Annotated in this window: 23 protein-coding genes; 11 read left to right on the forward strand and 12 right to left on the reverse strand. The window is 61.6% G+C overall.

Annotation, left to right across the window (positions count from 1 at the left end):
- Positions 1 to 12: 12 nt before the first annotated feature.
- From AB7783_RS02135 to AB7783_RS02155, 5 genes are all read left to right on the forward strand, one after another.
- A complete protein-coding gene (locus AB7783_RS02135) occupies positions 13 to 489 on the forward strand; it encodes a glutathione peroxidase (protein WP_441276685.1) in 477 nt (158 codons plus the stop codon).
- Positions 486 to 740: a DUF3297 family protein gene (locus tag AB7783_RS02140; protein ID WP_089267433.1), complete on the forward strand. Its 255-nt coding sequence runs from the start codon at positions 486 to 488 to the stop codon at positions 738 to 740. The genes AB7783_RS02135 and AB7783_RS02140 overlap by 4 nt, the downstream gene beginning before the upstream one ends.
- Before the next feature lie 197 nt (positions 741 to 937).
- Positions 938 to 1,780 (forward strand): ABC transporter ATP-binding protein, encoded by an 843-nt coding sequence (locus AB7783_RS02145; RefSeq protein WP_244528451.1) that lies wholly within the window; start codon positions 938 to 940, stop codon positions 1,778 to 1,780.
- The gene (locus tag AB7783_RS02150; RefSeq protein ID WP_441276686.1) at positions 1,780 to 2,562 is read left to right on the forward strand and encodes an ABC transporter permease; all 783 of its coding nucleotides are present in this window, start codon (positions 1,780 to 1,782) and stop codon (positions 2,560 to 2,562) included. The genes AB7783_RS02145 and AB7783_RS02150 overlap by 1 nt, the downstream gene beginning before the upstream one ends.
- A 7-nt stretch (positions 2,563 to 2,569) precedes the next feature.
- Positions 2,570 to 3,334: an ABC transporter permease gene (locus AB7783_RS02155; RefSeq protein ID WP_441276687.1), complete on the forward strand. Its 765-nt coding sequence runs from the start codon at positions 2,570 to 2,572 to the stop codon at positions 3,332 to 3,334.
- Positions 3,335 to 3,465: 131 nt separating this feature from the next.
- On the opposite strand, the gene AB7783_RS02160 is transcribed toward AB7783_RS02155, so the two are convergent.
- The 5 genes from AB7783_RS02160 to AB7783_RS02180 are packed head-to-tail and all read right to left on the reverse strand — an operon-like array spanning position 3,466 to position 9,185.
- On the reverse strand, positions 3,466 to 4,449 hold the full coding sequence (locus tag AB7783_RS02160; protein ID WP_441276688.1) for a 3-hydroxybutyryl-CoA dehydrogenase: 984 nt from the start codon (positions 4,447 to 4,449) through the stop codon (positions 3,466 to 3,468).
- Positions 4,446 to 5,540: an NAD/NADP octopine/nopaline dehydrogenase family protein gene (locus AB7783_RS02165; RefSeq protein ID WP_441276689.1), complete on the reverse strand. Its 1,095-nt coding sequence runs from the start codon at positions 5,538 to 5,540 to the stop codon at positions 4,446 to 4,448. The genes AB7783_RS02160 and AB7783_RS02165 overlap by 4 nt, the downstream gene beginning before the upstream one ends.
- On the reverse strand, positions 5,537 to 7,075 hold the full coding sequence (locus AB7783_RS02170) for a class I adenylate-forming enzyme family protein (RefSeq protein ID WP_441276690.1): 1,539 nt from the start codon (positions 7,073 to 7,075) through the stop codon (positions 5,537 to 5,539). The genes AB7783_RS02165 and AB7783_RS02170 overlap by 4 nt, the downstream gene beginning before the upstream one ends.
- A 2-nt stretch (positions 7,076 to 7,077) precedes the next feature.
- Positions 7,078 to 8,361, reverse strand: coding sequence for an acyl-CoA dehydrogenase family protein (locus AB7783_RS02175; RefSeq protein ID WP_244558535.1), 1,284 nt, complete (start codon positions 8,359 to 8,361; stop codon positions 7,078 to 7,080).
- The gene (locus tag AB7783_RS02180) at positions 8,358 to 9,185 is read right to left on the reverse strand and encodes an alpha/beta fold hydrolase (protein ID WP_441276691.1); all 828 of its coding nucleotides are present in this window, start codon (positions 9,183 to 9,185) and stop codon (positions 8,358 to 8,360) included. Before AB7783_RS02180 ends, AB7783_RS02175 begins: the two co-directional genes overlap by 4 nt.
- A gap of 251 nt (positions 9,186 to 9,436) precedes the next feature.
- Here AB7783_RS02180 and AB7783_RS02185 point away from each other — a divergent pair, with 251 nt between their 5' ends.
- Entirely contained in the window at positions 9,437 to 10,609 is a 1,173-nt protein-coding gene (locus AB7783_RS02185; protein ID WP_441276692.1) for an acyl-CoA dehydrogenase family protein, read from the forward strand.
- Between the two features lie 36 nt (positions 10,610 to 10,645).
- Here AB7783_RS02185 and AB7783_RS02190 read toward each other — a convergent pair whose 3' ends face one another.
- Both AB7783_RS02190 and AB7783_RS02195 read right to left on the reverse strand, forming a co-directional pair.
- Positions 10,646 to 12,148, reverse strand: coding sequence for a flavin-containing monooxygenase (locus AB7783_RS02190; protein ID WP_441276693.1), 1,503 nt, complete (start codon positions 12,146 to 12,148; stop codon positions 10,646 to 10,648).
- A gap of 116 nt (positions 12,149 to 12,264) precedes the next feature.
- A complete protein-coding gene (locus AB7783_RS02195; RefSeq protein WP_441276694.1) occupies positions 12,265 to 12,714 on the reverse strand; it encodes a cupin domain-containing protein in 450 nt (149 codons plus the stop codon).
- 267 nt (positions 12,715 to 12,981) lie between these two features.
- Here AB7783_RS02195 and AB7783_RS02200 point away from each other — a divergent pair, with 267 nt between their 5' ends.
- The 5 genes from AB7783_RS02200 (at position 12,982) to AB7783_RS02220 (ending at position 19,758) form a co-directional block, all read left to right on the forward strand.
- Positions 12,982 to 14,010 (forward strand): AraC family transcriptional regulator, encoded by a 1,029-nt coding sequence (locus AB7783_RS02200; protein ID WP_441276695.1) that lies wholly within the window; start codon positions 12,982 to 12,984, stop codon positions 14,008 to 14,010.
- An 86-nt stretch (positions 14,011 to 14,096) separates the two neighbouring features.
- Positions 14,097 to 14,858, forward strand: coding sequence for an SDR family NAD(P)-dependent oxidoreductase (locus AB7783_RS02205; RefSeq protein ID WP_441276696.1), 762 nt, complete (start codon positions 14,097 to 14,099; stop codon positions 14,856 to 14,858).
- 53 nt (positions 14,859 to 14,911) lie between these two features.
- Positions 14,912 to 15,754, forward strand: a complete 843-nt coding sequence (locus tag AB7783_RS02210; RefSeq protein WP_115033806.1) for an enoyl-CoA hydratase family protein — start codon at positions 14,912 to 14,914, stop codon at positions 15,752 to 15,754.
- A gap of 264 nt (positions 15,755 to 16,018) precedes the next feature.
- Positions 16,019 to 18,370: a bifunctional salicylyl-CoA 5-hydroxylase/oxidoreductase gene (locus tag AB7783_RS02215; protein WP_441276697.1), complete on the forward strand. Its 2,352-nt coding sequence runs from the start codon at positions 16,019 to 16,021 to the stop codon at positions 18,368 to 18,370.
- A gap of 137 nt (positions 18,371 to 18,507) precedes the next feature.
- A complete protein-coding gene (locus AB7783_RS02220) occupies positions 18,508 to 19,758 on the forward strand; it encodes a flavin-dependent oxidoreductase (RefSeq protein ID WP_093760652.1) in 1,251 nt (416 codons plus the stop codon).
- Positions 19,759 to 19,908: 150 nt separating this feature from the next.
- Here AB7783_RS02220 and AB7783_RS02225 read toward each other — a convergent pair whose 3' ends face one another.
- The 5 genes from AB7783_RS02225 to AB7783_RS02245 are packed head-to-tail and all read right to left on the reverse strand — an operon-like array spanning position 19,909 to position 23,794.
- The gene (locus AB7783_RS02225; RefSeq protein ID WP_441276698.1) at positions 19,909 to 20,364 is read right to left on the reverse strand and encodes a cupin domain-containing protein; all 456 of its coding nucleotides are present in this window, start codon (positions 20,362 to 20,364) and stop codon (positions 19,909 to 19,911) included.
- A gap of 60 nt (positions 20,365 to 20,424) precedes the next feature.
- Entirely contained in the window at positions 20,425 to 21,123 is a 699-nt protein-coding gene (locus AB7783_RS02230) for an ABC transporter ATP-binding protein (RefSeq protein ID WP_089267418.1), read from the reverse strand.
- The gene (locus AB7783_RS02235) at positions 21,123 to 21,875 is read right to left on the reverse strand and encodes an ABC transporter ATP-binding protein (protein ID WP_441276699.1); all 753 of its coding nucleotides are present in this window, start codon (positions 21,873 to 21,875) and stop codon (positions 21,123 to 21,125) included. The genes AB7783_RS02230 and AB7783_RS02235 overlap by 1 nt, the downstream gene beginning before the upstream one ends.
- Entirely contained in the window at positions 21,872 to 22,861 is a 990-nt protein-coding gene (locus AB7783_RS02240; protein WP_184514561.1) for a branched-chain amino acid ABC transporter permease, read from the reverse strand. The genes AB7783_RS02235 and AB7783_RS02240 overlap by 4 nt, the downstream gene beginning before the upstream one ends.
- Positions 22,862 to 22,873: 12 nt before the next feature.
- Positions 22,874 to 23,794: a branched-chain amino acid ABC transporter permease gene (locus AB7783_RS02245; RefSeq protein ID WP_089267415.1), complete on the reverse strand. Its 921-nt coding sequence runs from the start codon at positions 23,792 to 23,794 to the stop codon at positions 22,874 to 22,876.
- Positions 23,795 to 23,858 lie beyond the last annotated feature (64 nt).

The raw sequence follows: 23,858 nt of genomic DNA on the forward strand, positions 1-23,858 counted from the left end.
GGGATCAGTGCGATGACCGGCATCTCCGATTTTTCTGCGAACGCACTGACAGGTGAGTCTGTCGCGCTCAAGCAGTTCGAAGGAAAAGTGCTGCTGATCGTCAATACCGCCAGCGCCTGCGGATTCACGCCGCAATATGCGGGGCTGGAGAGACTGCAGCAGGATTTTGCGCCGCGCGGATTTTCCGTGCTGGGCTTTCCCTGCAACCAGTTCGGCGCGCAGGAGCCGGGCGACGCCAAGGCGATCGAGAGCTTCTGCGAGGCCAATTACCACATCACCTTCCCACTGTTTGAGAAGATCGACGTGAATGGCGCCGGGGCGCATCCATTGTATAATTACCTGAAATCTGAAAAGTCCGGATTGCTGGGTTCGGGAATCAAATGGAATTTTACCAAATTCCTGATCGACCGTTCCGGACGGGTCGTCGAGCGTTTTGCGCCGACCGCCAAACCTGAATCACTGCGAGAGAAAATCGAGGCGCTGCTATGACCGATAACACCAATGCATCAGCCGATCTGCCTGATCGCCTGTCCACCGATCCGCGAAGCCCGTTCTACAATGCCGAAGTGCTGCAGCGCGATGTCGGCATTCGCTTCAAGGGCGCTGAGAAGACCAATGTCGAGGAATATTGCGTCAGCGAAGGCTGGGTGAAGGTGCCCGCCGGTGCGGCAAAGGACCGGTACGGCAATCCGCTGCTGATCAAGCTGACCGGCTCTGTTGAGCCGTATTTCCGCGACTAACGCACCAAAAACGCCGAAAGTCCTGCTGCGGGAAGCTGCCCTGTTCGCGGCACGCGCTGACTAGCAAAAAGGCGTTGCCCGCATAAATTTGAAGCTTAAAGTAATTGCAGTTTCCGGCTACGCTGCGTCCGTCAGCATGATGGACACAGTCGGGCCGTCGTGATTGCAATGCGTGCATGGCAAATGAAGGACCGGGAATGCAGGTGGTGTCGCTACGTTCGGACGCTCACGCCGAGTCGGAACCGGTTTCCGGCCGCAAACCCGCTTCAGCCATGATCGAAATCGAGCACGTCTCGCAGCGCTTTCAGACCTCCGGCAAGCAAAGCCATCTGGCGCTGTCGGATATCAACCTCACCATCGAAGACGGCGCCTTCGTCTCGATCCTCGGCCCATCGGGCTGCGGCAAGTCGACCTTGCTCTATATTGTCGGCGGCTTCGTGCAGCCCACCGATGGCGTCGCCAAGGTGAAGGGCAAGGCGATCACGGGACCGGGCCCCGATCGCGGTCCGGTGTTTCAGGAATTCGCGCTGTTTCCGTGGAAGAACGTGCTCGGCAATGTCATGTATGGCATGCGCCAGCAGGGCATGAAGAAGGCTGAAGCCGAAACGCGCGGCCGCAAGCTGCTCGAGATGGTCGGCCTCAAGGGCTACGAGAATTTCTATCCGAAAGAACTCTCCGGCGGCATGAAGCAGCGTGTCGCGATCGCGCGCACGCTGGCCTACGATCCCGCCGTGCTGCTGATGGATGAGCCGTTCGGCGCGCTCGATGCGCATACCCGCACGCGGCTGCAGAACGATCTGCTCGACATCTGGGATACGCAGCGCAAGACCGTGCTGTTCGTCACCCATTCGGTCGAGGAAGCCGTCTATCTCTCCGACAAGGTGATCGTGATGTCGCGCTCGCCGGGCTCGATCAAGGAAATCGTCGATATCGATCTGCCGCGGCCGCGCAAGCGCGCCGATCTGCTGCTCGATGCACGTTTCCAGAAATACATCGTCGATATCGAAAAGATGATCGACGACGGCAAGGACCATCTGTGATGACCGTGCGCGGGGTGCTCAAGACACTTTCGCCATTGTTCGCCTGCATCGGGTTGCTGTGTGTCTGGCAGATTGCCTCGCTGCGGCTGGATACCGAAAGCTTCCCAACGGCGCTGGAGTCGATCAAGGCCATTCCGTCGATCCTCGGGGACAAGGGATCGCTGCTGAATATTCTCGATTCCATCCGTCGCATGGCCATCGGCCTCGTGCTCGCAGTGATGTTTGCGATCCCGCTCGGTTTGCTGATGGGGCGCATCAAGGCTGTCGCGGCCTTCTTCAATCCGCTGATGATGATCATCTATCCGGTGCCAAAAGCAGCGCTGATGCCCATCATCATGCTGTGGATGGGCGTCGGCGACGTCTCCAAGATCCTCGTCATCTTCCTCGGCGTCTCGCTGCCGATCATCTATCACGCTTTCCAGGGCTCCAAAGCCGTCGAAGAAAAGATGCTGTGGTCGGGGGCGGCGATGGGCATGTCGGCGCCGATGCGTATGCTCCGCATCGTGTTGCCCGCGGCGCTGCCGGAAATTCTCACGGGCTGCCGCACCGGTCTCGTGCTGGCGCTGATCACCATGATCACCTCCGAGATGATTGCGCGCCAGTCCGGCGCCGGCAACATCCTGTTCAACTCGCTCGACATGGCGCAATACGACACGGTGTTCGCGATGATCCTGATCATCGGCGCCATGGGCATCGTGTTCGACGCGGCGTTCGAGAAGCTTCGTCTGTCGCTGGTGCGCTGGTCGCAGCCGCGCGACGACATGCCTCTCAGCTTTACGTGAGCGCAACATGAACCAGGAACGCATCAATTCGGTTCTGCTGGGCATCACGCCGATCGTGCTGTTCATCGCGCTGTGGCAGTCGCTGATCTCATTCGGCTTCGCACCGACGAGCTTGTTGCCACCGCCGGGCGCCGTGTTCGGAAAGCTCGCGAAGGACTTCTTCAACGGTGACTTCCTGCACGATATCGCCGCGACACTGATCCGTCTGTTCGCCGGCTTCGGCATCGCCGTGGTGGTTGGCGTATTCATAGGTCTCGCGGCGGCAGTGAGTCCGGTGGTCAATGCCGTGGTCAAGCCGCTGGTGCGCGTGCTGGCGCCGATCCCGAAGATCGCGCTCTATCCGGCGCTGCTGCTGATCCTCGGCTTCGACCATGCCTCGAAGATCACGCTGGTGACCGCCGACGCGCTATTTCCGATCCTGCTCTCGACCTACTACGGCGCGTCGATGGTCGAGCAGAAGCTGATTTGGTCGGCGATGGCCGCCGGCACGCCGCGCTGGCAGATCCTGTTCAAGGTCGTGCTGCCGGCCGCGATGCCGTCGATCCTCACCGGCTGCCGCATCGGCCTCGTGATCTCCTGCATCGTTGTGTTCCTCGCCGAGATGATCACCTCAACCGATGGCCTAGGTCACATGCTGGTGCAGGCCGCGCGCACGTTCCAGACCGTGGACATGTTCGTGCCGCTGATCATGATCTCGATGCTCGGTCTGATCCTGAACAGCCTGCTGCACTGGCTGCGCAGCTATCTGCTGCGGGGCTTCCCGGAAGTGTGAAGACAGCTATCAAACACTCAGCCCTCATGGTGAGGAGGCGCCCTCTCGAACCATGAATGGATGTGCGGCCATCCTTCGAGACGCCGCGCAAGTGTGCGGCTCCTCAGAATGAGGGGCCGAGTTCGCAGTCGCTACAAAACCGGCGGCTTCTGCAGCTGAAAGTGCTTCAGCAAATCGACGAATGCCGACAGCCGTCCCTCGCGATAGGCATCGACATCGAGCCCTTCGTAATTGAGAAAGCCTTCGCCGGTCTTCAGGCCGATGCGGCCTTCGGCCATATTGCGGCCGACGATTTCCGGCGATGCATAGCGATCATTGTTGAGCGCGCCGGTGAGGTATTTGCTGGCGTAATACAGAATATCGCCGCCGCCCCAATCGACGAATTCGAGCAAGCCCAGCACCGCAAAGCGAAAGCCGAAGCCGTATTTGATCGCCTTGTCGATATCCTCGGGGCTGGCAACGCCTTCCTCGACCATGCGCGCGGCTTCGTTCATGGCCATCGCCTGGATACGCGGTACGATATAGCCGGGCGTCGCGGCGCAAACTACGGGGACCTTGCCGATGCCTTCGAGCATCTCCTTCACCCGCGCGGTGATCGCCGGATCGGTCTTGGCGCCCGGCGAGACTTCGACCAGCGGCACGAGATAGGCCGGGTTCAGCCAGTGTGCGTTGAGGAAGCGCTCGGGATGCTCGACGGCGCTGGAGATGTCATCGACGAGGATGGTCGACGTCGTCGATGCGATGATCGGCGTGGGGCCTGCGAGTTGTGAGGCGCGCGCCAGCGCATCGCGCTTCTGATCGAGCACCTCAGGCACGCCTTCGAAAATGATCGCCGAACTGCTGAGCGCAGCGCCCGCACCGGCTTCCGGCACAACGCTGATGCGTGACACCAGTGTTTCGATGTCAGCTTCTGTGAGCAGGCCGAAGCGCGCCATGCTGGCAAAGGTCTTGCGGATCTCGCCAAGCGCCTCGGCTTCCAGTGCCTTGAACTTGTCCGCGTCGCGCGCCTTGAAGTCGACGATCGCAACATTGTGGCCGGCATAGGCAAAGGCAACGGCAATGCCGCGGCCCATGCGGCCCGCGCCAAGACATGCGATGGCGGCACGGGCGCTCATGCGGCAAAGCCTTCGCGCAGTAGCTTGAGCAGCGCGGCCTGATCGAGATCGCCGAAGCCGAGGCTTGCGAGCGTGCGGCCACCCTGCAGGAAGTTCTCGCCGCAGATCGCGCCGCCGATGGCGAGGAAGGCCTTGACCAGCGGTGTCTCGACGCCCGCGAGCGTGGCGCAGGACAGGAAGAACGACAGGCCCGTGCGCAGGTCCTCGCGCATGTAGCGGTGCTCGGTGAGCACGATGTGCTCGCGCCAGTCACCGCTGTCGGTGAGACGATCATGCGAGCCGCGGCCATACATCCACTCTTCGCCTTCCTTGGCGTAGTGATCCGCCAGCGGGAAATGCGCGCCGTTGTAACCAAAGGCCTCGCGGATCGCGATGCGCTCGGCGTCGAGCTGGTCGGTGACGCGGCGGATCGCCGGCTGGGTGCCTTCCTTGTGAATGTCCCAGGTCGGGAAATGCTCCAATGGCCCGGCATTCATCACGATCAGCGGTGGATGAATGATCGGACCGGCATTCATCAGCGCACCGGACAACGCATCACCACACGGCTCGATGACGCCGGGGAAGGCCTTGTCGATGACCTTGCAGGCATAGTCCATCATGTGAAGCGGGAACACGCCGGTCGGCAGACGCTTGGCGCGGATGGTGATGGCGACCTCGAACGGGCCGTGCTTACGCGCGAGCCAGGGCAGTGTACCGGTTTCCGCAAAGGCGACCTTGGCCGTGTTGCCGGCGTCATGTGCGGCCTTGGCAAAGATCATCGAGCCGAAGGTCGCCGGCGGCAGATAGACGACCTGACCATCCTTGAGATACGGCGCGATCCGTTTGGCGATATCAGGCTGCGCAAAGGCGGGTGCGGGGCACAGGATCAGTTCGACGTCCTTGATCGCTTCCGCAATGTCCGTCGTTACCAGCGTCAATTGCGTATCGTGCGTGCCCTGCGCATTCTTGACCTTGATGCGCGAGCCGGCCTTGTTGTGTTCGGCGACAGCATCGGCGTCGCGGCGCCACAGGCGGACGTCATGGCCCTGCAGTGCGAAATCACCCGCGGCTGCGAACGAACCGTTGCCGCCACCCAATACTGCGATCTTCAATTGGTCTCTCCGTCGCTCGGCGTTGCCGTCTGAACCTGCTTCAGTTTGAAATGCTGCACCTTGCCGAGCGCTGTGCGCGGCAGGTCAGTGACGAATACGATGTCGCGCGGCTGCTTGTAGCGGGCGAGCTGCGTGAGAACATGGGCCTTCAGTGTCTCGGCGCTCACGCTGCAATTCGGCCGCAGCAGCACATAGGCGACTGGTACTTCCTGCCATTTCGGATCGGGCACACCGACGACGCCGCAATCGGCGACATCGGGATGTTCGAGCAGCACGCGTTCGACTTCGGCGGGATAGACATTCTCGCCGCCGGAAATAATCATGTTCTTCTTGCGGTCGTGGACCCAGAAATAGCCGTCATCGTCGCGCGTGCCGATATCGCCGGTGCGATACCAGCCGTCATGCAGCGCCTCGCGCGTCGCGCTCTCGTTGCCCCAATATTCGTAGAACACGTTCGGGCCGCGCACAGCGATCTCGCCGGTGGCAGTGGCAGGCAGCTCGTTGCCGTCGTCGTCGATGATGATGGCTTCGCAGCACAGGCCGGGCAAACCCGTCGATCCCGTACGCGCCAGGTCGCCGCCCAGCCGCGTATAGACCGCGATTGGACAGGTCTCGGTTGAACCATAGACCTGGAGCACGGGAATGCCGCGCGCTGTCAGGCGTTCGATCAGATGCGGCGGCACGATGCTGGAGCCGGTGGATACGGCCTTGAGGCAGGACACGTCGGTCGCAGCCCAGGCGGGATGCTCGCTCATTGCCTGAATGATCGCGGGTACCCAAACGGTCAGGGTGGGTCGCTCCCGCGTGATCGCTTCCAGCGTGGAGTCGGGTGTGAAGCGCGCATGGATTGTTACGGTAGCGCCGTGATGCAGCGCCGGCGTGGTCTGGATGTTCAGGCCGCCCACATGGAAGAACGGCAGCACGGTCAGCACGTGATCGTGCGATGTGATGCCATGCATGTGCTGGCTCATCACGCCGTTCCACAGCAGCGCTTCCTGGCGCAGCACGGCGCCTTTCGGACGGCCGGTGGTGCCTGACGTGTAGACGATCAGCAGCGGGCAGGAGAGGTCGGTATGCGGGTTGCGGCCATCGCCGGAGGCGCGGGATAGCAGTGTGTCGAATGTCTGGCCGGGGGCATCAGGCGCGAAATCGAACGCGATCACGCGCGTATCCGGCAAGTCCTTCGCAAGCGACGGGAGGATGGCTGCAAAGCCTTCCTCAAGCACCAGCACCTTTACCGAAGCATCGGACAGGATGAAGAGCTGCTCGGCGACCGCGAGCCGCCAGTTCAGCGGCACCATGATCGCGCCGAGGCGGGCGCAGGCATAGAGCAGGACCAGATAGTCTGGCCGGTTCATGCTCAGGATCGCGACGCGATCACCGCGACTAACGCCGCATTCCGTCTTCAGTGCCTTCGCCGTCGCCTCGATCCGCGCGTTGAACACGGCATAGCTGAGCGTCTTGCCCTCGAAATGAATCGCGGGCTTGTCCGGCGTGAATGCGGCGTTGCGGGCGATGAGGCTGGAGAGATCCACGATTACTCGTCTTTCTCACCGGCCTCATAGAGTGCCTCGCGGCCGATACGGTCGAGGCAAAGCTCGGCGGTCCAGGGCAGCATCAGCGCACCGCAGCGGCTGTCACGATAGATGCGCTCCAGCGGCAGCGTCTTCAGCATGGCCTGACCGCCGCAGGTGCGGATCGCCAGTGCCGCCAGTTCGTTGGCGCCTTCCATCACGGTGTATTGCGCGGCGTAGGCGCGCAGCACCTGCTCCTTGCTCGGATTGGCACAGGCTTCGGTCACGGCCTGGAACCAGGTCGACTTGAGCTGCTCGAGCTTGATCTGCATCTGCGCCACGGCGATCTGCTTTGTCGGATACATCCGGCGCTTGACTGGCGGCATGCCCGGGATTTCGCCGCGGAGATACTTCACGGTGAAATCGTACGATGCCTGCGCGAGACCGACGTAAGTCGGCGACAGCGTCAGGAACATGTGCGGCCAGCGCATCGCGGCCTGGAAGTAGACGCCGCGCGGCATCAGCGCTGCATCTTCCGGCACAAACACGTCCTTGAAGATCAGCGTGCGGGAGACCGTGCCGCGCATGCCCAATGGATCCCAGTCGCCGACGACGGAGACGCCTTCGGACTTGGCGGAAATCGCCAGATACAGCGTGTTGCGGCGCGAAGCCTTCTCGCCCTCAGCGACCTCGGTGCAGAGCACGCCGTAGTAATCGGCGAAGCCCGACAGCGACGCGAAGATCTTCTTGCCGTTGACGATCCAGCCACCTTTGACGGGCCTGGCTTCGGTGCCGAACGCAACGCCGCCTGCGGCCGCTGCGCCACCCTCGGAGAACGGCTGCGAATAGATCGCGCCGTCTTCGACGATACGCTTGTAGTGGATGGCGCGGCGGCGGTGCTGTTCGGCGCGCATCTGGTCATCCATGTCGAGGTCATCGGCCAGCGGGCCGGACCACAGCGTCGAGCAGACATGCATGTTCCAGGTGAGTGCCGTGGCGCCGCAATAACGGCCGATTTCGGCGGCAGCGAGCGAATAGGTCTGATAGCCGGCGCCCGAACCGCCATTGGCTTTCGGGATCGAGATGCCCAGCAGACCCGCCTTGTGCAGGTCCTTGTAGTTCTCCAGCGGGAAGGTGGCCTCGGTATCCCACTTCGCCGCGCGACCGGCGAAGTTAGCCTGCGCCAGCTCGCGCGCCTTGGCGATCAGCCCGGCCTGTTCGTCGTCGAGACGATAGGCCTTCGGATCGAACATCGGCTTGTCGAGAACGATGCTGTCGAGATCGGGCTTGCTGGCAGGCTTGTTCATGAAGATGACCCCGAAAGGTTGTGGCTGGTTTTGAGGAAGTCGGCGAGCACTTCGTTGAATTCGCGCGGGCGTTCGAAACTGGCGAGATGCCCGACGCCTTCAAGTTCGACATAGGTCGCGCCCGGCACGAGTGTGGCCATCTTGGCCATGGTTTTCGCGGGCGCGTTGTTGTCTTTCGATCCAGATAGGACTAAAGTCGGTATTTTGATGTCCGCAATGTTCTTGCGCAGATCGAAGCCGATCATCGCCTTCATCGAGGCGCGGTAGGTGTCGGGCTTCACAGACGCCATGCAGTCGCGTGCGAGTTCTAGGCCGGCAGGATCCGGATTGTCGCCGATCAGGCCTGCCACCAGCTTCGGCGCCATCGAGACCATGGTCTCGCCGCGGTCGAGCGGGCCAAGCCGGGCGTCGATGAAGTTCTTTTGCCATTCGCCGTCTGAACTGCCGAAGGCCGAGGTCGTCTGAGCGAGCACGATGGCGCCGGCAAGTTCGGGATAATCCACCATGAAGCGCTGCACGATCATGCCGCCGATGGAATGGCCGACCAGCACCGGTTTCCTGGCGCCAATCTGCGCGAGAAAGTCCTTCAGGGCTTCGGCGAAGGCCGGGATGCTGGGCGTCTCAAGTTGCTTCGAACCGCCATAGCCCGGCATGTCCCAGCCAATGGCGTAGTAGCGGTCGCCGAACGCTTCGAGCTGGTGGCGCCAGCCGCGGCCGGCACCACCGATCCCGTGCAGAAACACCAGCGGCGTCGCCGCGGAATCGCCTTTGGCTTCAAAGCCGAAGCGGCCGTCCTTCGTCGTCAGGGCTGCAGAATTTGGCACGCATAGGCCTCCTGTGCTGTCGGACAAGGGCGATCCTAGCATGTCCGAGATATATGAAAAGCGATAGTTTTAGACTTAAAGGGTTGTGGATTGCCTCATCCGGAGGCACGTCGTTATTAGATGTCGGGTCTCCGGGTGATGGACCATGCGCCTTCGGCTAGGCGATGTTGTGATGTCCGGCCATCGCCCTTGTCCGAAATTTCTTTAGGTTTAAAACAATGTTGATTGCCGATGCATCGAGGGAGGAAGCCATGTCCGATCAGTCATTTTTGTCCTGGCCGTTTTTCGAGGACCATCATCGCGAGCTGGCCACGGGCCTGTCGCGCTGGGCCAAGGCGACATTGCCCGGTCTGGTCGATCACCATGACGTCGATGGCTCCTGCAAGCGTCTGGTGAAGGCGCTGGGTGACGGCGGATGGTTGCGCGCAGCGGTACCGGCGAGCCATGGCGGAATGTTTCCAACCTTTGACGTGCGCTCGCTATGTCTGATCCGCGAAACGCTGGCCTATGAGACTGGTCTCGCAGACTTTGCCTTTGCGATGCAGGGATTGGGCACCGGCCCGATCAGCCTGTTCGGTTCGGAAGCATTGAAGTCGCGCTATCTGCCGCGCGTTGGCAGTGGCGAGGCTATTGCGGCTTTCGCATTGTCAGAGCCCGATGCAGGGTCGGATGTCGCTGCGATGACGACGACGGCGGTGCCTGATGGTCCGGATCATGTCCGCATCAACGGCCTCAAGACCTGGATTTCCAATGGCGGCATTGCCGACCAGTATGTGGTGTTTCTGCGCACGGGCGAATCCGGCGCGCGCGGCATCAGCGCATTCGTTGTCGACGCGGATACGCCCGGCTTCACCATTTCGGAACGTATCAACGTGATCGCGCCGCATCCGCTGGCCACGCTGAAATTCGAGGATTGCCGCGTGCCTCTGGCGAACCGCATCGGCAAGGACGGTGAAGGCTTCAAGGTCGCGATGGCGACGCTCGATGTGTTCCGCTCGACGGTAGGCGCAGCCGCGCTCGGCCTCGCACGACGCGCGCTCGATGAAGCGCTGCATCGCTCGGTCACGCGAAAAATGTTCGGTCATACGCTCGGTGATCTGCAACTGACGCAGGCTGGCCTCGCGGAGATGGCCACGTCAATCGATGCCTCCGCACTGCTGGTCTATCGCTCGGCCTGGACCAAGGATCAGGGCGCGGCGCGCATCACACGCGAAGCCGCCATGGCCAAGATGTTCGCGACCGAAGCGGCACAGACAGTGATCGACCGTGCTGTGCAGATTTTCGGCGGTCTCGGTGTGCAGTCGGGCGTCAAGGTCGAGGAGCTCTATCGCGAGATTCGCGCGCTGCGCATCTATGAAGGCGCAACCGAAGTCCAGAAGGTCATCATCGGTCGCGAGCTCATCAAGGCGGCGCAGACCAATTGAGCGAACAGGCGAGCCGATCACGGCTCGCCTGACACTTCACGCGACCGTCGCTTCCGCTTTGTAGTTCGGCGCCGATGCGAGAAAACGCGCATAGGCATCGGCGTCCGGCGGTGTGAATTTCTCCACCAGCGCACCGCGCCGTTTGCTGGTGGCGCCCATATCGTCGAGCAATTCGTCAAAATGCTTGAAGTGATAGGGCGCGACGCACAACCCGCCATAGACGCCGGCTGCGGGGCGTTCGACGCGCTTGAAATGCAGCATCTCGTCCATGTTCTGGTGCATCTCGGCTGCCGTCGGCTGCTTCGCTAGTTTGCCGTCGGCATAGCGCACCAGCCAATTGGCAGCCATTTCCGCCGTGAGCACCGAGCAGAAGCTGGAATTGAAGCCGACGAAACCCATGTCCGGCAGATCTGGATTGGCGATGACGCGATACAGCCGATACTGCCCGTCATCCTGGATGAGCTTGTCGCGATATTGCTGCGGCAAGAATGGCACGCCGAGTGTGAAGCCGATTGCCAGCACAGCAACGTCAGCTTCGACGCGCTGGCCTGATGACATCACGATGGTCTTGCCGTCATAGTGATCGAAGGTGCCGCGGATCGCCTTGATGCGTCCATCAGCAACCATCGGGAAGAAATTCGGCGTGGCGATCGGCACCGAGCAGTTGATGCCGTCCTCGATGCGGCCTTCAGGTACCATGTTGCATTTCTTCAGATTCAGCTGGGTCTTCAGCATGGCCTCGAGCCCGCGCCAGTTGGCCCAGATGAAGGGTTTGGCGATGGCGTGATTGAGCCGCGAGAGCGCAGTCAGGCCCCAGCCCCGAAACATCTCCTCCTGCGCACGAATATAGAGGATGCGCTTGAAGTTGATCAGGCCGCCGATGAAATAGGGAATGCGCCACACCGGCTCGCGATAGACGAAGGTGACGGCGCTGGCGCCGGCGTTGACTGAATGCACGGCGATATCGGTGGCCGATTTTGAGCCGCCGAGCACGACGATCTTCTTGCCTTTGACGATAGATGAATCCGTGTGCTCCGCCGAGTGCAGGATCACGCCGCCGGCGGCCTTGAACTGGTCTTCGCCGGGATGATGCAATTCCTTGCGCTCGTTGAATTGTCCGGTACAGACCGCCACGAAATCGAATGTTTCCTGTGCGGTGTTGCCAGCCGCATCGCGTGTCTCAAGCGTCCAGCCGGGCAGGCCATCTTCGCGGCGTTTCATGCTCACGACGGTCGTGTTGAAGCGCATCAGCGGGATCAGATTATAGTCGCGTGCATAGTCTGTAAGATAGGCATGGACCTGCGGTCCCTTCGGCCATTCCGGATAGCTCGCCGGCATCGGCTTGTCGGTGAAGCGATAGAGTTCCTTGGGGCTTTGGGTCTGCACCTCTGGATAAGAGCGGGCTGGCTCCCAGACGCCTCCGAGGTCGCCGCTGCGCTCCAGCACCGTAACCTTGTGCCCGCGTGCTGTGAAGGATTTCGCGGCGGCAAGGCCGGCAATGCCGGCGCCGATGACGCAAACATTCTTCTGTCTGACCATGGCTCGTCTCCTGTCTGAATGCGGCGTTGGATCGCGGACGTGCGGGTTTGCGCGCGCAGACGGACATCTGCGCGGAACGTTCGCGTGGAGTGTTGAGTGCCGTTCGGCTGTTGAGCCTAGTCGTTGGCTTCCGGCGGCAGGAAGTTTACTTCATGCTCGGCAGAGACGCGGACGATTGCTTCAATGTCGCTCATATTGTGCAATTGTTTGAACAGGGCTTCGAGCTTCTGTGTCGGCGAGACCCAGAACAGCGCGCGGGCCGGTTTGTCCGATTTGTTGAAATAGCCATGCGGAATGCCGCGGGGCAGGCGGACCAGATCGCCGGCATGGGCGCGGACCCACTGGCCGTCGAGCTTGAGGTCGAGAATACCCTCCTGCACCAGGATGAATTCTTCCTGGGTCGGATGGACATGCACCGGCACGAACTGGCCGGGATCGCTGTTGGTCTCGAAGGCAAAGGTGGAGTCGGTCACGGCCTTCGGGAAATAGACCTGCCCGAGAATATTCCACGTGGTGCCACCATATCCCGTGCCGTTCTGGGTAATGCCTTTTTCAAGTGCCGCCATGGTTCTGCTCCCTTGGGTTTCACGTCTGCAAGGATGCTGCGTGACCTCGGGGCTTGTCTCTAGCCGTTGAACGAATCCGCTATCCGAACGACGAAATAATTACCGGTGCAGGCGGGGCGCGCGTACGCTGCGCCGCACACTCATGTTTGGAAGACGCCGGCCTGCGCATTCGTTGTGCAGCACGGCAATATTTACAGCGGGGCGCCGACTATGCGGCGTGACGGGACATGGATAGTCTAGGCTTCAAATAACGCAGGCGATCGGACCATGGTGTTGGACGCAGCCGTATCAGGGAATGCCCAGCCGGCCCGCGCCGCAAGGCTTGCGGCGTTCTCCCGCGTCTTCACCAGGGATATCGACGAGGCGGCCGACTCGATCGGGCGCATCTTCTGTCCGCATGCGCTTGATCCCTTGCAGCGCTTCTGGCCCGATTTTCACGCGCTCCATAACTGTGCCGCGTTCGATGGCTTCTCCGTGAACTACGTCTCCTACGGTGGGTCGGTATCGATTGATCCCGGCTGCCTCGATCGGTTCTTCCTGCTGCAGATACCGATGCATGGCGGCGCCCGGATAAATACTGGCGGCCGGACGATCGAGGTGTCGGCGGGGCGTTCCGCGTCCTTGCTGTCACCGACCATGCCGACAAAGATGGTCTGGCAGGACGATTGCGCCAAGCTGATCCTGCTGGTCGAACGACGGCTCGTCGAGGAGCGCGCGGCGGTGCTGGCGGAGAAATCTGGTGCTGTGATCGAGTTCGATCCGCAGGTCGATCTGAATACGCCGTTCGGTCTCGCGATCCGATCCCAGATCGAGTATCTGGCTGATCTCGCGGAACATCGCGGGCCAAGGCAACAGATCTCGCCCATGATGGCGGCAACCCTGCGTGACTCCGTGATTGGACTGCTGCTGACCGGTCAGCGGCATACGCTCACCGACACCATCGACCGCTCCCTGGCGCGCCTTGGTCCGCTGCCGTCAGTGCTGAGAAAGGCACGGGACTATCTTGAGGCTCATGCCACCGAGCCGCTCGATCTCGATCGGCTCGCGCGCGCGGCTGGCATCGGGATACGTTCGCTGCAGCTCGGCTTCCAGAAGCATTTCGGCATGCCGATTTCCGATGCGCTGCTGGATATCCGGCTGACGCATTTGAATGCACGATTGCTGCGGGCTGCGCCGGGCGAGCGCGTTATCGATATGGCCTTCGATCTTGGCTTTACCCATCCGAGCCGGATGGCCAGCTTCTACCGTGCCCGTTATGGCGAGAGCCCGTCGGATACGCTCCGCCGCAGCCGCTAGCAGCATGGCCTGCCGCTTTCTTGCAAAAGCTTGAAGTCTAAAATAATATCCAGGCAGGCTCATGGAGAGCCTGCGGAAGGTGACGCATGTCCGGATTGTCTCGCTCCTCCCACGCTCTGGTGACCGGCGGCGGCCGCGGCATCGGCCGCGCCATTGCAGCATCGTTGGTGCAGGCCGGCGCGACCGTCACCGTCCTGGGCCGCAATCTTGCAGTGCTGAACGAGGTCGTTGCCGCTGGTGACGCGCACCATGCGATGGCCGCCGACGTGTCCGATCAAGCCGCGCTGAATGCCGCGATTGCGGATGCCGCGAAACGCCAGCCGATCGATATTCTGGTGGCGAATGCGGGTGCTGCGGAGTCTGCGCCATTCGTGAAATCGGATGCAGCACTGTTCCAGCGTATGATGGACGTTAATTTCATGGGCGTCGTCTATGCAACGCAGGCTGTGCTGCCGGATATGGTCAAGCGCAAGAGCGGCCGCATCGTTGCGGTGGCTTCGACGGCTGGCCTCAAGGGCTACGGCTATGTCAGCGCCTATAGTGCCGCGAAGCATGCTGTCATCGGTCTCGTGCGCTCGGTGGCGCTGGAAGTCGCGAAAAGCGGTGTCACCGTCAACGCAGTGTGCCCAGGCTTTACCGAAACCGATCTGCTGGAAGGCAGCATCGACAACATCATGAGCAAGACCGGCCGTACGCGCGAACAAGCTGTTGCCGAATTGGCGAAGCACAATCCGCAGGGCCGTCTGGTGACGCCCGGCGAGGTCGTCGATGCCGTGTTGTGGCTGTGCGGCACTGGCGCCAGTTCCATCACCGGCCAGAGCATCGCCGTCGCTGGCGGCGAAGTCTGATCGAACCGCAACAACAAGAACCGAACAAATTACCGGGAGCCAATATGTCAGTCATGGTCAAGAACAAGGTCGCCAATCCCGTCACGCTGCCGCTGGCCGAGTTCAAGCCTGAGCATTTCCTGCTGGCGGTGGCCGATGGCATCGCGACGGTGACGCTGAACAGGCCGGAACGCAAAAACCCGCTGACCTTCCAGAGCTACCGCGAACTGACGGATTTCTTCCGCGCTTGTGCGATGGATGACGACGTCAAGGTCGTGGTCGTCACCGGTGCCGGCGGCAATTTCTCGTCGGGCGGCGACGTGTTTGAAATCATCGGCCCCTTGATCGAGATGAATACCAAGGATCTCACCGCCTTCACGCGCATGACCGGCGATCTGGTCAAGGCGATGCGCGCCTGCCCGCAGCCGATCGTGGCGGCCGTGGAAGGCATCTGCGCTGGTGCCGGCGCGATCATGGCGATGGCTTCCGACATGCGTTTGGTGGCGACCGGCGCTAAGGTCGGTTTCCTGTTCAACAAGGTAGGTCTCGCCGGCTGCGATATGGGCGCCTGCGCGATCCTGCCGCGCATCATCGGCCAGTCCCGTGCGTCGGAGCTGCTCTATACCGGCCGCTTCATGACGGCCGAGGAGGGCGAGCGCTGGGGCTTCTTCAGCCGCATCGTCGCGCCTGCAGAGGTGCTGAGCCAGGCGCAGACACTGGCCAGGCAGATTTCCGAAGGCCCGACCTATGCCAACACCATGACCAAGCGCATGCTGTCGATGGAATGGGCGATGTCGGTGGAAGAGGCGATCGAAGCCGAGGCGGTGGCGCAGGCGCTGTGCATGACCACGGAGGATTTCGCCCGGGCGTTCCATGCCTTCGCGAACAAGCAGAAGCCGAAGTTCGAGGGTAATTGAGACACACGCACCGTCATGCCCGGGCTTGACCCGGGCATCCATCTTTGGCGGCAATGCGGGTGGTAAGATGGATGGCCGGGTCAGGCCCGGCCATGACAGAGTTTCAACAAGTCGCCTCGCGCGGGCGCGAGCAAATTCAAGATGCATCGCGCCGATTGACAATTTGATGTGCATCAAAGCTGGCGAATTGCCGGTTTGTCAGGCTTGCCAGGAATTGTTTTAGGTTTAAAATATCTCCATCCAGGCACGACTGCGGAGGCTGTCATGAAAATCGCGATTATCGGTGGCGGGCCGGCGGGCCTCTATTCTGCGATCCTGCTGAAGAAGCAGCGGCCGCAGGCAGAGATCACGGTCTATGAGCGCAACCGCCCTGACGACACCTTCGGTTTCGGTGTGGTGTTCTCCGACGCCACCCTCGACAATTTCGAGAAATACGATCTTCCGAGCTATCAGCGCATCACCCAGGAATTCGCTTACTGGGATGATATCGCCGTGCACTTTCGCGGCACGGTCCACCGCGTCGGCGGCAACGGCTTCTGCGGCTGTTCGCGCCGCACGCTGCTGATGATCCTCCAGGACCGTGCCCGCGAACTCGGTGTCCATCTGCTGTTCGAAGTCGATATCACCGACGAAGCACGTTTCGCCGATGCCGATCTGATCGTGCTGGCTGATGGTATCAACAGCCACTTCCGTAACAAATATATCGAGCACTTCGCGCCCGAAGTAGATTTGCGCTCGAACAAGTTCACCTGGATGGGTTCAACCAAGCCGCTCGATGCTTTCACCTTCCTGTTCCAGGAGACCGAGTGGGGTCCGTTCATCGCCCATGCCTATCAGTATGAGGCAGGCCGCTCGACCTGGATCTTTGAGACCGATCCTGAGACCTTCAAGCGCGCCGGCCTGGAAGGCCTCGGCGAGCAGGAATCCGCCGATCGGATGCATGAGATCTTCAAGTGGTTCCTCGGTGACCACAAGCTGCTGATCAACCGTTCGATGTGGCGCAACTTCCCGATGATCCGCAACAAGCGCTGGGTCAAGGACAACATGGTGCTGCTCGGCGACGCCAAGGCGACGGCACATTTTTCCATTGGTTCGGGCACCAAGCTCGCCATGGAGGATGCCATCGCGCTGCATGATGCGATGGCGAAGGCGCCCACTGTCGAGGCCGGGTTGCACGACTACGAACACGGTCGCCGCGAGGAGGTCGAGAAGATCCAGCATTCAGCGGATGTGTCGCTGGTCTGGTTCGAGCACGTGGATCGCTTTTGGGATTTTGACCCCGTGCAGTTCGCTTTCGGCGTCATGACCCGTGCCAAGGCGATTACCTACGATAACCTGACGCTGCGCGCGCCGGACTTCGTCAAGGAAGTCGACAAGTCGTTTGCGCAGAAGGTGCAGGCGCAGGGCTTCGACGTCGATGTCGATAAGCCGGAAGTGCCGATGTTCCAGCCGTTCAAGATGCGGGATATGGTGCTTGCCAATCGCGCCGTAGTGTCGCCGATGTGCATGTATTCGGCGGAAGAGGGCGTCCCGAACGATTTCCATCTGGTGCATTACGGCTCGCGTGCCATTGGCGGCGCCGGTCTCGTCTTCACCGAAATGGTCTGCGTCGGCCGTGACGCACGCATCACCCCCGGCTGTGCTGGTCTGTGGACCGACGAGCAGGAAGCGCAATGGAAACGCATCGTCGATTTCGTGCACAACACGTCCGCCGCCAAGATCTGTCTGCAGCTCGGCCATGCCGGCCGCAAGGGCGCGACTAAGCTGATGTGGGACGGCATGGACCGTCCGCTCGCCGATGGCGCTTGGGACATCGTGTCGGCGTCGCCGCTGCCGTATTATCCGGATAGTCAGGTGCCCGCAGAGATCGACCGTGCGGCCATGGATCGCGTCAAGGCAGAGTTCGTGGCCGCCACGATCCGCGGCGAGCGCTGTGGCTTCGACATGCTCGAGATGCACACGGCGCACGGCTATCTGCTGGCGAGTTTCCTGTCGCCGCTGACCAACAAGCGCACCGATGAATATGGCGGCTCGCTTGAGAACCGGCTGCGCTTCCCGCTCGAAGTATTCGCCGCCATGCGTGCGGCATGGCCGGCGCACAAGCCGATGTCGGTACGTTTCTCGGCGACCGACTGGGCCGAAGGCGGCAACACCGGTGACGATGCGGTGCAGATCGCGCGCGCCTTCGCCGAAGCCGGCGTCGACCTCGCTGATATCTCGACCGGGCAAACCGTCAAGGAGTCGCGTCCGATCTACGGCCGCATGTTCCAGACGCCGTTCTCGGATCAGGTCCGCAACGAGGCCCGCGTTGCCACCATGTGCGTCGGCAACATCACGTCCGCCGATCAGGTCAATACGATCCTGGCCGCCGGCCGTGCGGACCTCGTCGCACTTGGCCGTCCGCACCTGACCGACCCGTCCTTCACCATCAAGGCGGCTGCCTGGTATGGTGCAAAGGGTGCCTATTGCCCGCCACAATATATGCCCGGCAAGGATCAGATTTTCCGCAACAGCGTCAGGGACAAGCAGGATTTCGAAGACCTGAAAATTAAGGCTAAGCCGAAGACCCGCGCCGAGATGCGTGCGGAGGCGGCAAAGCCACTTGCAGCTGAATGACTGGGCATGCGAGCTTATTGATCACAATCGTAGGATGGGTAGAGCGAAGCGAAACCCATGACTGCGGCGCGTATCGTTGATGGGTTTCGCAAGGGCTCTACCCATCCTGCGGCATTGTATCGAGTGGAGTTGAGCTGATGAAAGCAATCATCGTGGGTGGCGGCGTTGGCGGTCTGACCACCGCCTTGATGCTGCGGGCGCGGGGCATCAATTGCGAACTCTACGAACAGGCTGACTCAATCCGCGAACTCGGCGTTGGCATCAACACACTGCCACACGCGATCCGCGAACTCGCTGGTCTCGGTCTGCTCGATCGCCTCGATGCGGTGGCGATCCGCACCGATGAGCTGCATTATCTCAACCGTCACGGGCAGGAAGTCTGGCGCGAGAAGCGCGGCTTCGGCGCCGGCCATGACGTGCCGCAATTCTCGATCCATCGCGGCCGCCTGCAGAGTGCGATCCATCGTGCGGTGGAAGAGCGCCTTGGCGCCGAGGCGATTCACACCGGTCGTCGCCTGGGTCACTTCACGCAAGACGAAGGTGGTGTCACCGCTTATTTCTTCGATCGCAATAACAACCATGTCGAAACCGCGCGCGGCGATATCCTGATTGGCGCTGACGGTATCCACTCCAAGGTTCGGAGCACGCTGTTCCCGAATGAAGGACATCCGGTCTGGAATGGCCTGATGCTGTGGCGCGGTGCGCGCGACTGGCCGGCTTTCCTCACCGGCAACTCGATGATCGTTGCCGGTGGTCTCCATGCCAAGGTCGTGGTCTATCCGATTGCCGAAGGTGAGACGCCGGGCAACCGGCTGACAAACTGGGCGGTGCTGGTGAAGACCGGCGAGGGCGGCACGCTGCCGCCGCGCCGCGAGGACTGGTCGCGTCCCGGCAAGCGCGAAGAGCTGATGCCGCATGTGGCGCGTTTCAATGTGCCCCATATCGACGTGCCGGCGCTGATCACGGCAACCCCGGAATTCTGGGAATATCCCTGCTGCGACCGCGACCCACTGCCATACTGGTCGGGCGGCCGCGTCACGCTGCTCGGCGACGCCGCGCATCCGATGTATCCGGTCGGCTCGAACGGTGCCTCACAGGCCATCCTCGATGCGCGCGCGCTGGCTGACTCGCTGGCCCATGCCGAACATCCGCGCCAGGCGCTGATGGCCTATGAGCGCAAGCGCCTGCCGATGACCGCGGAGATCGTGCGCTCCAACCGTCGGGGCGGTCCGGAAGGCGTCATTGACGCCGTTGAACAGATTGCGCCGGATGGCTTCGACAATGTCGAGAATGTCCTGAGCTACGCGCAGCGCGAAGCCATCGTGAAGGGCTACGCGCATAAGGCTGGCTTTGCGGCGCAGCCCGGGCTGGCTGTGGTGAACGGCTGATCTAGCTCGCTGCAAATCGAGAATTTAGCTTTCGTCATGCCCGGGCTTGTCCCGGGCATCCACGTTTTGGGCGCCGCTTAAGATGTAGATGGCCGGGACAAGCCCGGCCATGACGTCGATGATGGTATGTGGCTGAACGAAGAGCCGCGCTTACGCCCCTGGAGGCGGCGGCAGGAAGTGGATGTTGTATTCGGCAGCGAGCGCCACCACGTCTTCGGGCTTCTGTTCCTTCATATTGTGGATCGCCCAGAACAGGTCATAGAGCCGGCGGCTCGGCGAGACCCAGAACAGCACCTTCGCGTTCTGATCGGACTTGTTGAAGATGCCGTGCGGAATTCCGCGCTGCAGGCGCACCAGATCGCCCGGCGTGGCCGCAGTTTCGGAGCCGCCGAGGAAGAAGTCGAGCTTGCCTTCGAGAATGTAGAGATACTCATCCTGGTCGGGATGGATGTGCGGCGGCACGAAGGTGCCGGGCGGGAAGGTGGCGTGCCACGAGAACGAATCCTCGGTGCAGTTCTTCGGCACATAGGTCTGGCCGAGGATGTTCCAGGTGATGCCCTGCATGCCTTCATTGGCGCGGGTGATGCCGGCGATCTCGGTCTTCATGGTTGGTCCTTCCTTGGGTCACGCATTACGACGCGTCGGGTGGTACTCGAAAACAGTTGATCAAACGTGGAGGAAACGGTCCTTCACGGTGGAGTCGCTCTTCAGTTGCTCGGATGTGCCGGTCCACACGACGCGGCCCTTTTCGATCACTACATGACGATCGGCGAAGCCGGCGAGCGCATCGACATTCTTGTCGATGACCAGAATGGACTGACGCTCGGCCTTGAGCTTCTTCAGGCAATTCCAGATCTCAAGTCGAATGAGCGGCGCGAGGCCTTCGGTGGCTTCATCGAGAATGAGCAGCTTCGGATTGGTCATCAGCGCGCGGCCGACGGCCAGCATCTGCTGCTCGCCGCCCGACAACTGCGTGCCGAGATTGCTGCGACGTTCCTTGAGGCGCGGAAACAGCTCGTAGATCTTGTCCAGCGTCCAGCGTGCCGGCGGATGCCGCACGGCGGCGGTGGCGACCAGATTTTCTTCCACGGTGAGCGTCGGGAAGATCTGGCGACCTTCCGGCACGAGGCCAATGCCCGCCTGGGCGATACGATAGGACGGCAGCCCGGCCATCGGTTTGTCGTCGAATGTGACGGTGCCACCGGTTGGATGGATCAGGCCCATGATGGCGTTGATGGTGGTCGTCTTGCCCATGCCGTTGCGGCCGAGCAGGGTGACGACCTCGCCGGCATTGATGGTGAGCGAGATATCGAACAGCACCTTGGCCGCGCCGTAAGCAGCCTGAAGATTTGAGACTGAGAGCATCAGGCGGCCTCCTCGCCGAGATAGGCAGCGCGGACTTCCGCATTGTCACGAATGCTCTGCGGCGAGCCGGACGCGATGATGCGGCCGTAAACAAGGACCGAGACCCGGTCAGCCAGTGCGAACACGGCGTCCATATCGTGCTCGATCAGCACGATGGGAAGCTCCTTGCGCAGCTCCTGTAGCGTGTTGATCAGCCGCTGCGATTCATCGTGGCTGGTGCCGGCGAGGGGTTCGTCGAGCAGCAGCAGTTTCGGCTTCGCCGCTAGCGCAATGGCGATTTCGAGCTGGCGTTTCTCGCCATGCGACATCTGCCCGGCCGGCACGCTTGCGCGAGCAGCGAGGCCGAAGCGCGACAACAGCGCCATCGCCGCGTCATTCAGTGCCGGCTCCTTCGACGCATTGCCGAAGAAGCTGAAGCTCGAACCGCTGCGTGCCTGAACGGCGATGGCGACATTCTCCAGCGCGGAGAAGCGCGGCAGGATCGAGGTGATCTGGAACGAGCGCACCAGGCCCATCCGCGCGCGCTCCGCCATCGGCAACCGCGACACGTCCTGTCCATCGAAAATGATGCGCCCGGAATCCGATTGTGCATGACCGGAGATCTGGTGGATCAGCGTGGTCTTGCCGGCACCGTTGGGGCCGATGATGGCGTGCAACTCGCCGGCTTCGATGTTCAGCGACACATCGTCGGTGACGCGTAGCGCGCCGTAATTCTTGCAGATGTTCTGCAGCTGAAGCGGAGCGTCACTCATGATTTGCTCCCGAACAGGCCGGTGATGCCCCCGCGTGCATAGAGCACAACGAGAATGAGAATGGGTCCGAAGATCAGCGCCCAGTTTTCCGTGTAGTGCGACAGGATGTCCGCCAGTAGGCTGAACACGGCTGCGCCGATGATTGCGCCATGCAGCGAGCCGAGGCCGCCAAGGACCAGTACGAAAATCAGGTCGCCGGAGCGTTGCCAGGCCGTATAGGCCGGACTGACGAACTCAGTCTGGTTGGCCAGCAAAAAGCCCGACACGCCAGCAATCATGCCGGCAATGACATAGGCCGTGAGCTGATAGCGATACGGCGCAAAGCCGATCGCTTCCATGCGCACGGGATTTTCGCGAATGCCGCGTAGCACCCGACCGAAGCGTGACGCGACGATGGCGCGGAGCAGCAGATAAGCGCCGAGCAGCACGCCGAAGGCGACGTAATACATCGCCACATCGTTCTTCAGGAACTTCGAGCCGAAGAACATGCTGCGCGATGCCAGCGTTAGCCCGTCGTCACCGCCATAGGCAGCCAGCGACGTGCCGAGGAAGAACAGCATCTGGCCGAAAGCCAGCGTAATCATGATGAAATAGACGCCCTTGGTCCGCAACGAGATCGCGCCTGTGAAGAGAGCGAAGATGAGCGAGACACCGAGCGCCACTGCAAGCTGGATGAAGCCGTCGGTGATTCCGTGGCTGGAAAGGATCGCGACGCTGTAGGCGCCGAGGCCGACATAGGCGGCATGGCCGAACGAGATCATCGCGCCGTAGCCGATCAGCAGATCGAGCGACATGGCGGCGAGCGCCAGGATCATGATGCGCGTGACCAACGCCAGGATGAAGCTCTGCGATCCCCACAGCACCGAGAGCGGCACAAGGGCGAAGATCGCGAAAACGATCAGCGGCAGCACATAGGCGCGGCTGGTACGCAGCGGCGTTGCGAGGGCAGGCGAAGCGGGGGTGTCGAGGTCGACGAGATTGTTCATGGTCTGCTCCCGTTACTGCTTGGACGGGAACAGGCCGGATGGCCGGAAGAACAGCACCGCAGCCATCAGGATATAGATCAGCATCGGCGCAATGGCGCGGCCGGTCTGGCTGGCCGCCGAGGGATCGAGCAGCAGCTTGAGCAGCGTGGGCGCGAAGAAACGTCCGAGCGTATCGACGAGACCGATCAGCAGCGCCGCGATGAAGGCACCACGGATCGAGCCGATGCCGCCGATGACGATCACCACGAAAGCAAGAATGAGCACGTTGTCGCCCATGCCGGGCTCTACCGAGAGGATCGGTGCAACCATGGCGCCGGCGAAGCCCGCAAGCATGGCGCCGACGCCGAACACGATGGTGAACAGCAGGCGGATGTTGACGCCCAGCGCGGAGACCATGGCAGCGTTGCTGGCGCCGGCACGCACGAGCATGCCAAGCTTGGTCTTATTGACGACGAGATAGAGCGCGAGGCCGACAGCAAGACCGACGGCGATGATGACGAGACGCCACACCGGATAGAGCATGCCGTCGGTGATCTCGACCGCGCCCGACAGCGCGTCAGGAATTGCAACATTTAGCGGCGCAGCGCCCCAGATGTATTTCACGGCCTGATTGAGGAAGATGATGACCCCAAAGGTGGCGAGCACCTGATCGAGATGGTCCCGGTCATACAAATGTCGAAAGATCAGGACCTCCAGCAGGAGCCCGAAAATCAGGGCTGCTGGTAGCGCCAGTGCGAGGCCGGCGACGAAACTTCCGGTCATGGCGGTGAAGGCGGCGACCAGATAGGCGCCGACCATGTATTGCACGCCATGTGCAAGATTGATGAAGTCCATGACGCCGAACACCAGCGTGAGGCCGGCGGCGATCAAGAACAGGATCAATCCGAACTGCAAGCCGTTCAGGATCTGGACGAGGGCAAGCGTGAGGGTCATCAGATAACTTGGTTTCTATACTGAGATAAACACGGGCCGATAAAACACCGGGCCGTCCCGCCTT

This window comes from Tardiphaga sp. 172_B4_N1_3 (genome assembly GCF_052076035.1).
Classification (GTDB): domain Bacteria; phylum Pseudomonadota; class Alphaproteobacteria; order Rhizobiales; family Xanthobacteraceae; genus Tardiphaga; species Tardiphaga robiniae.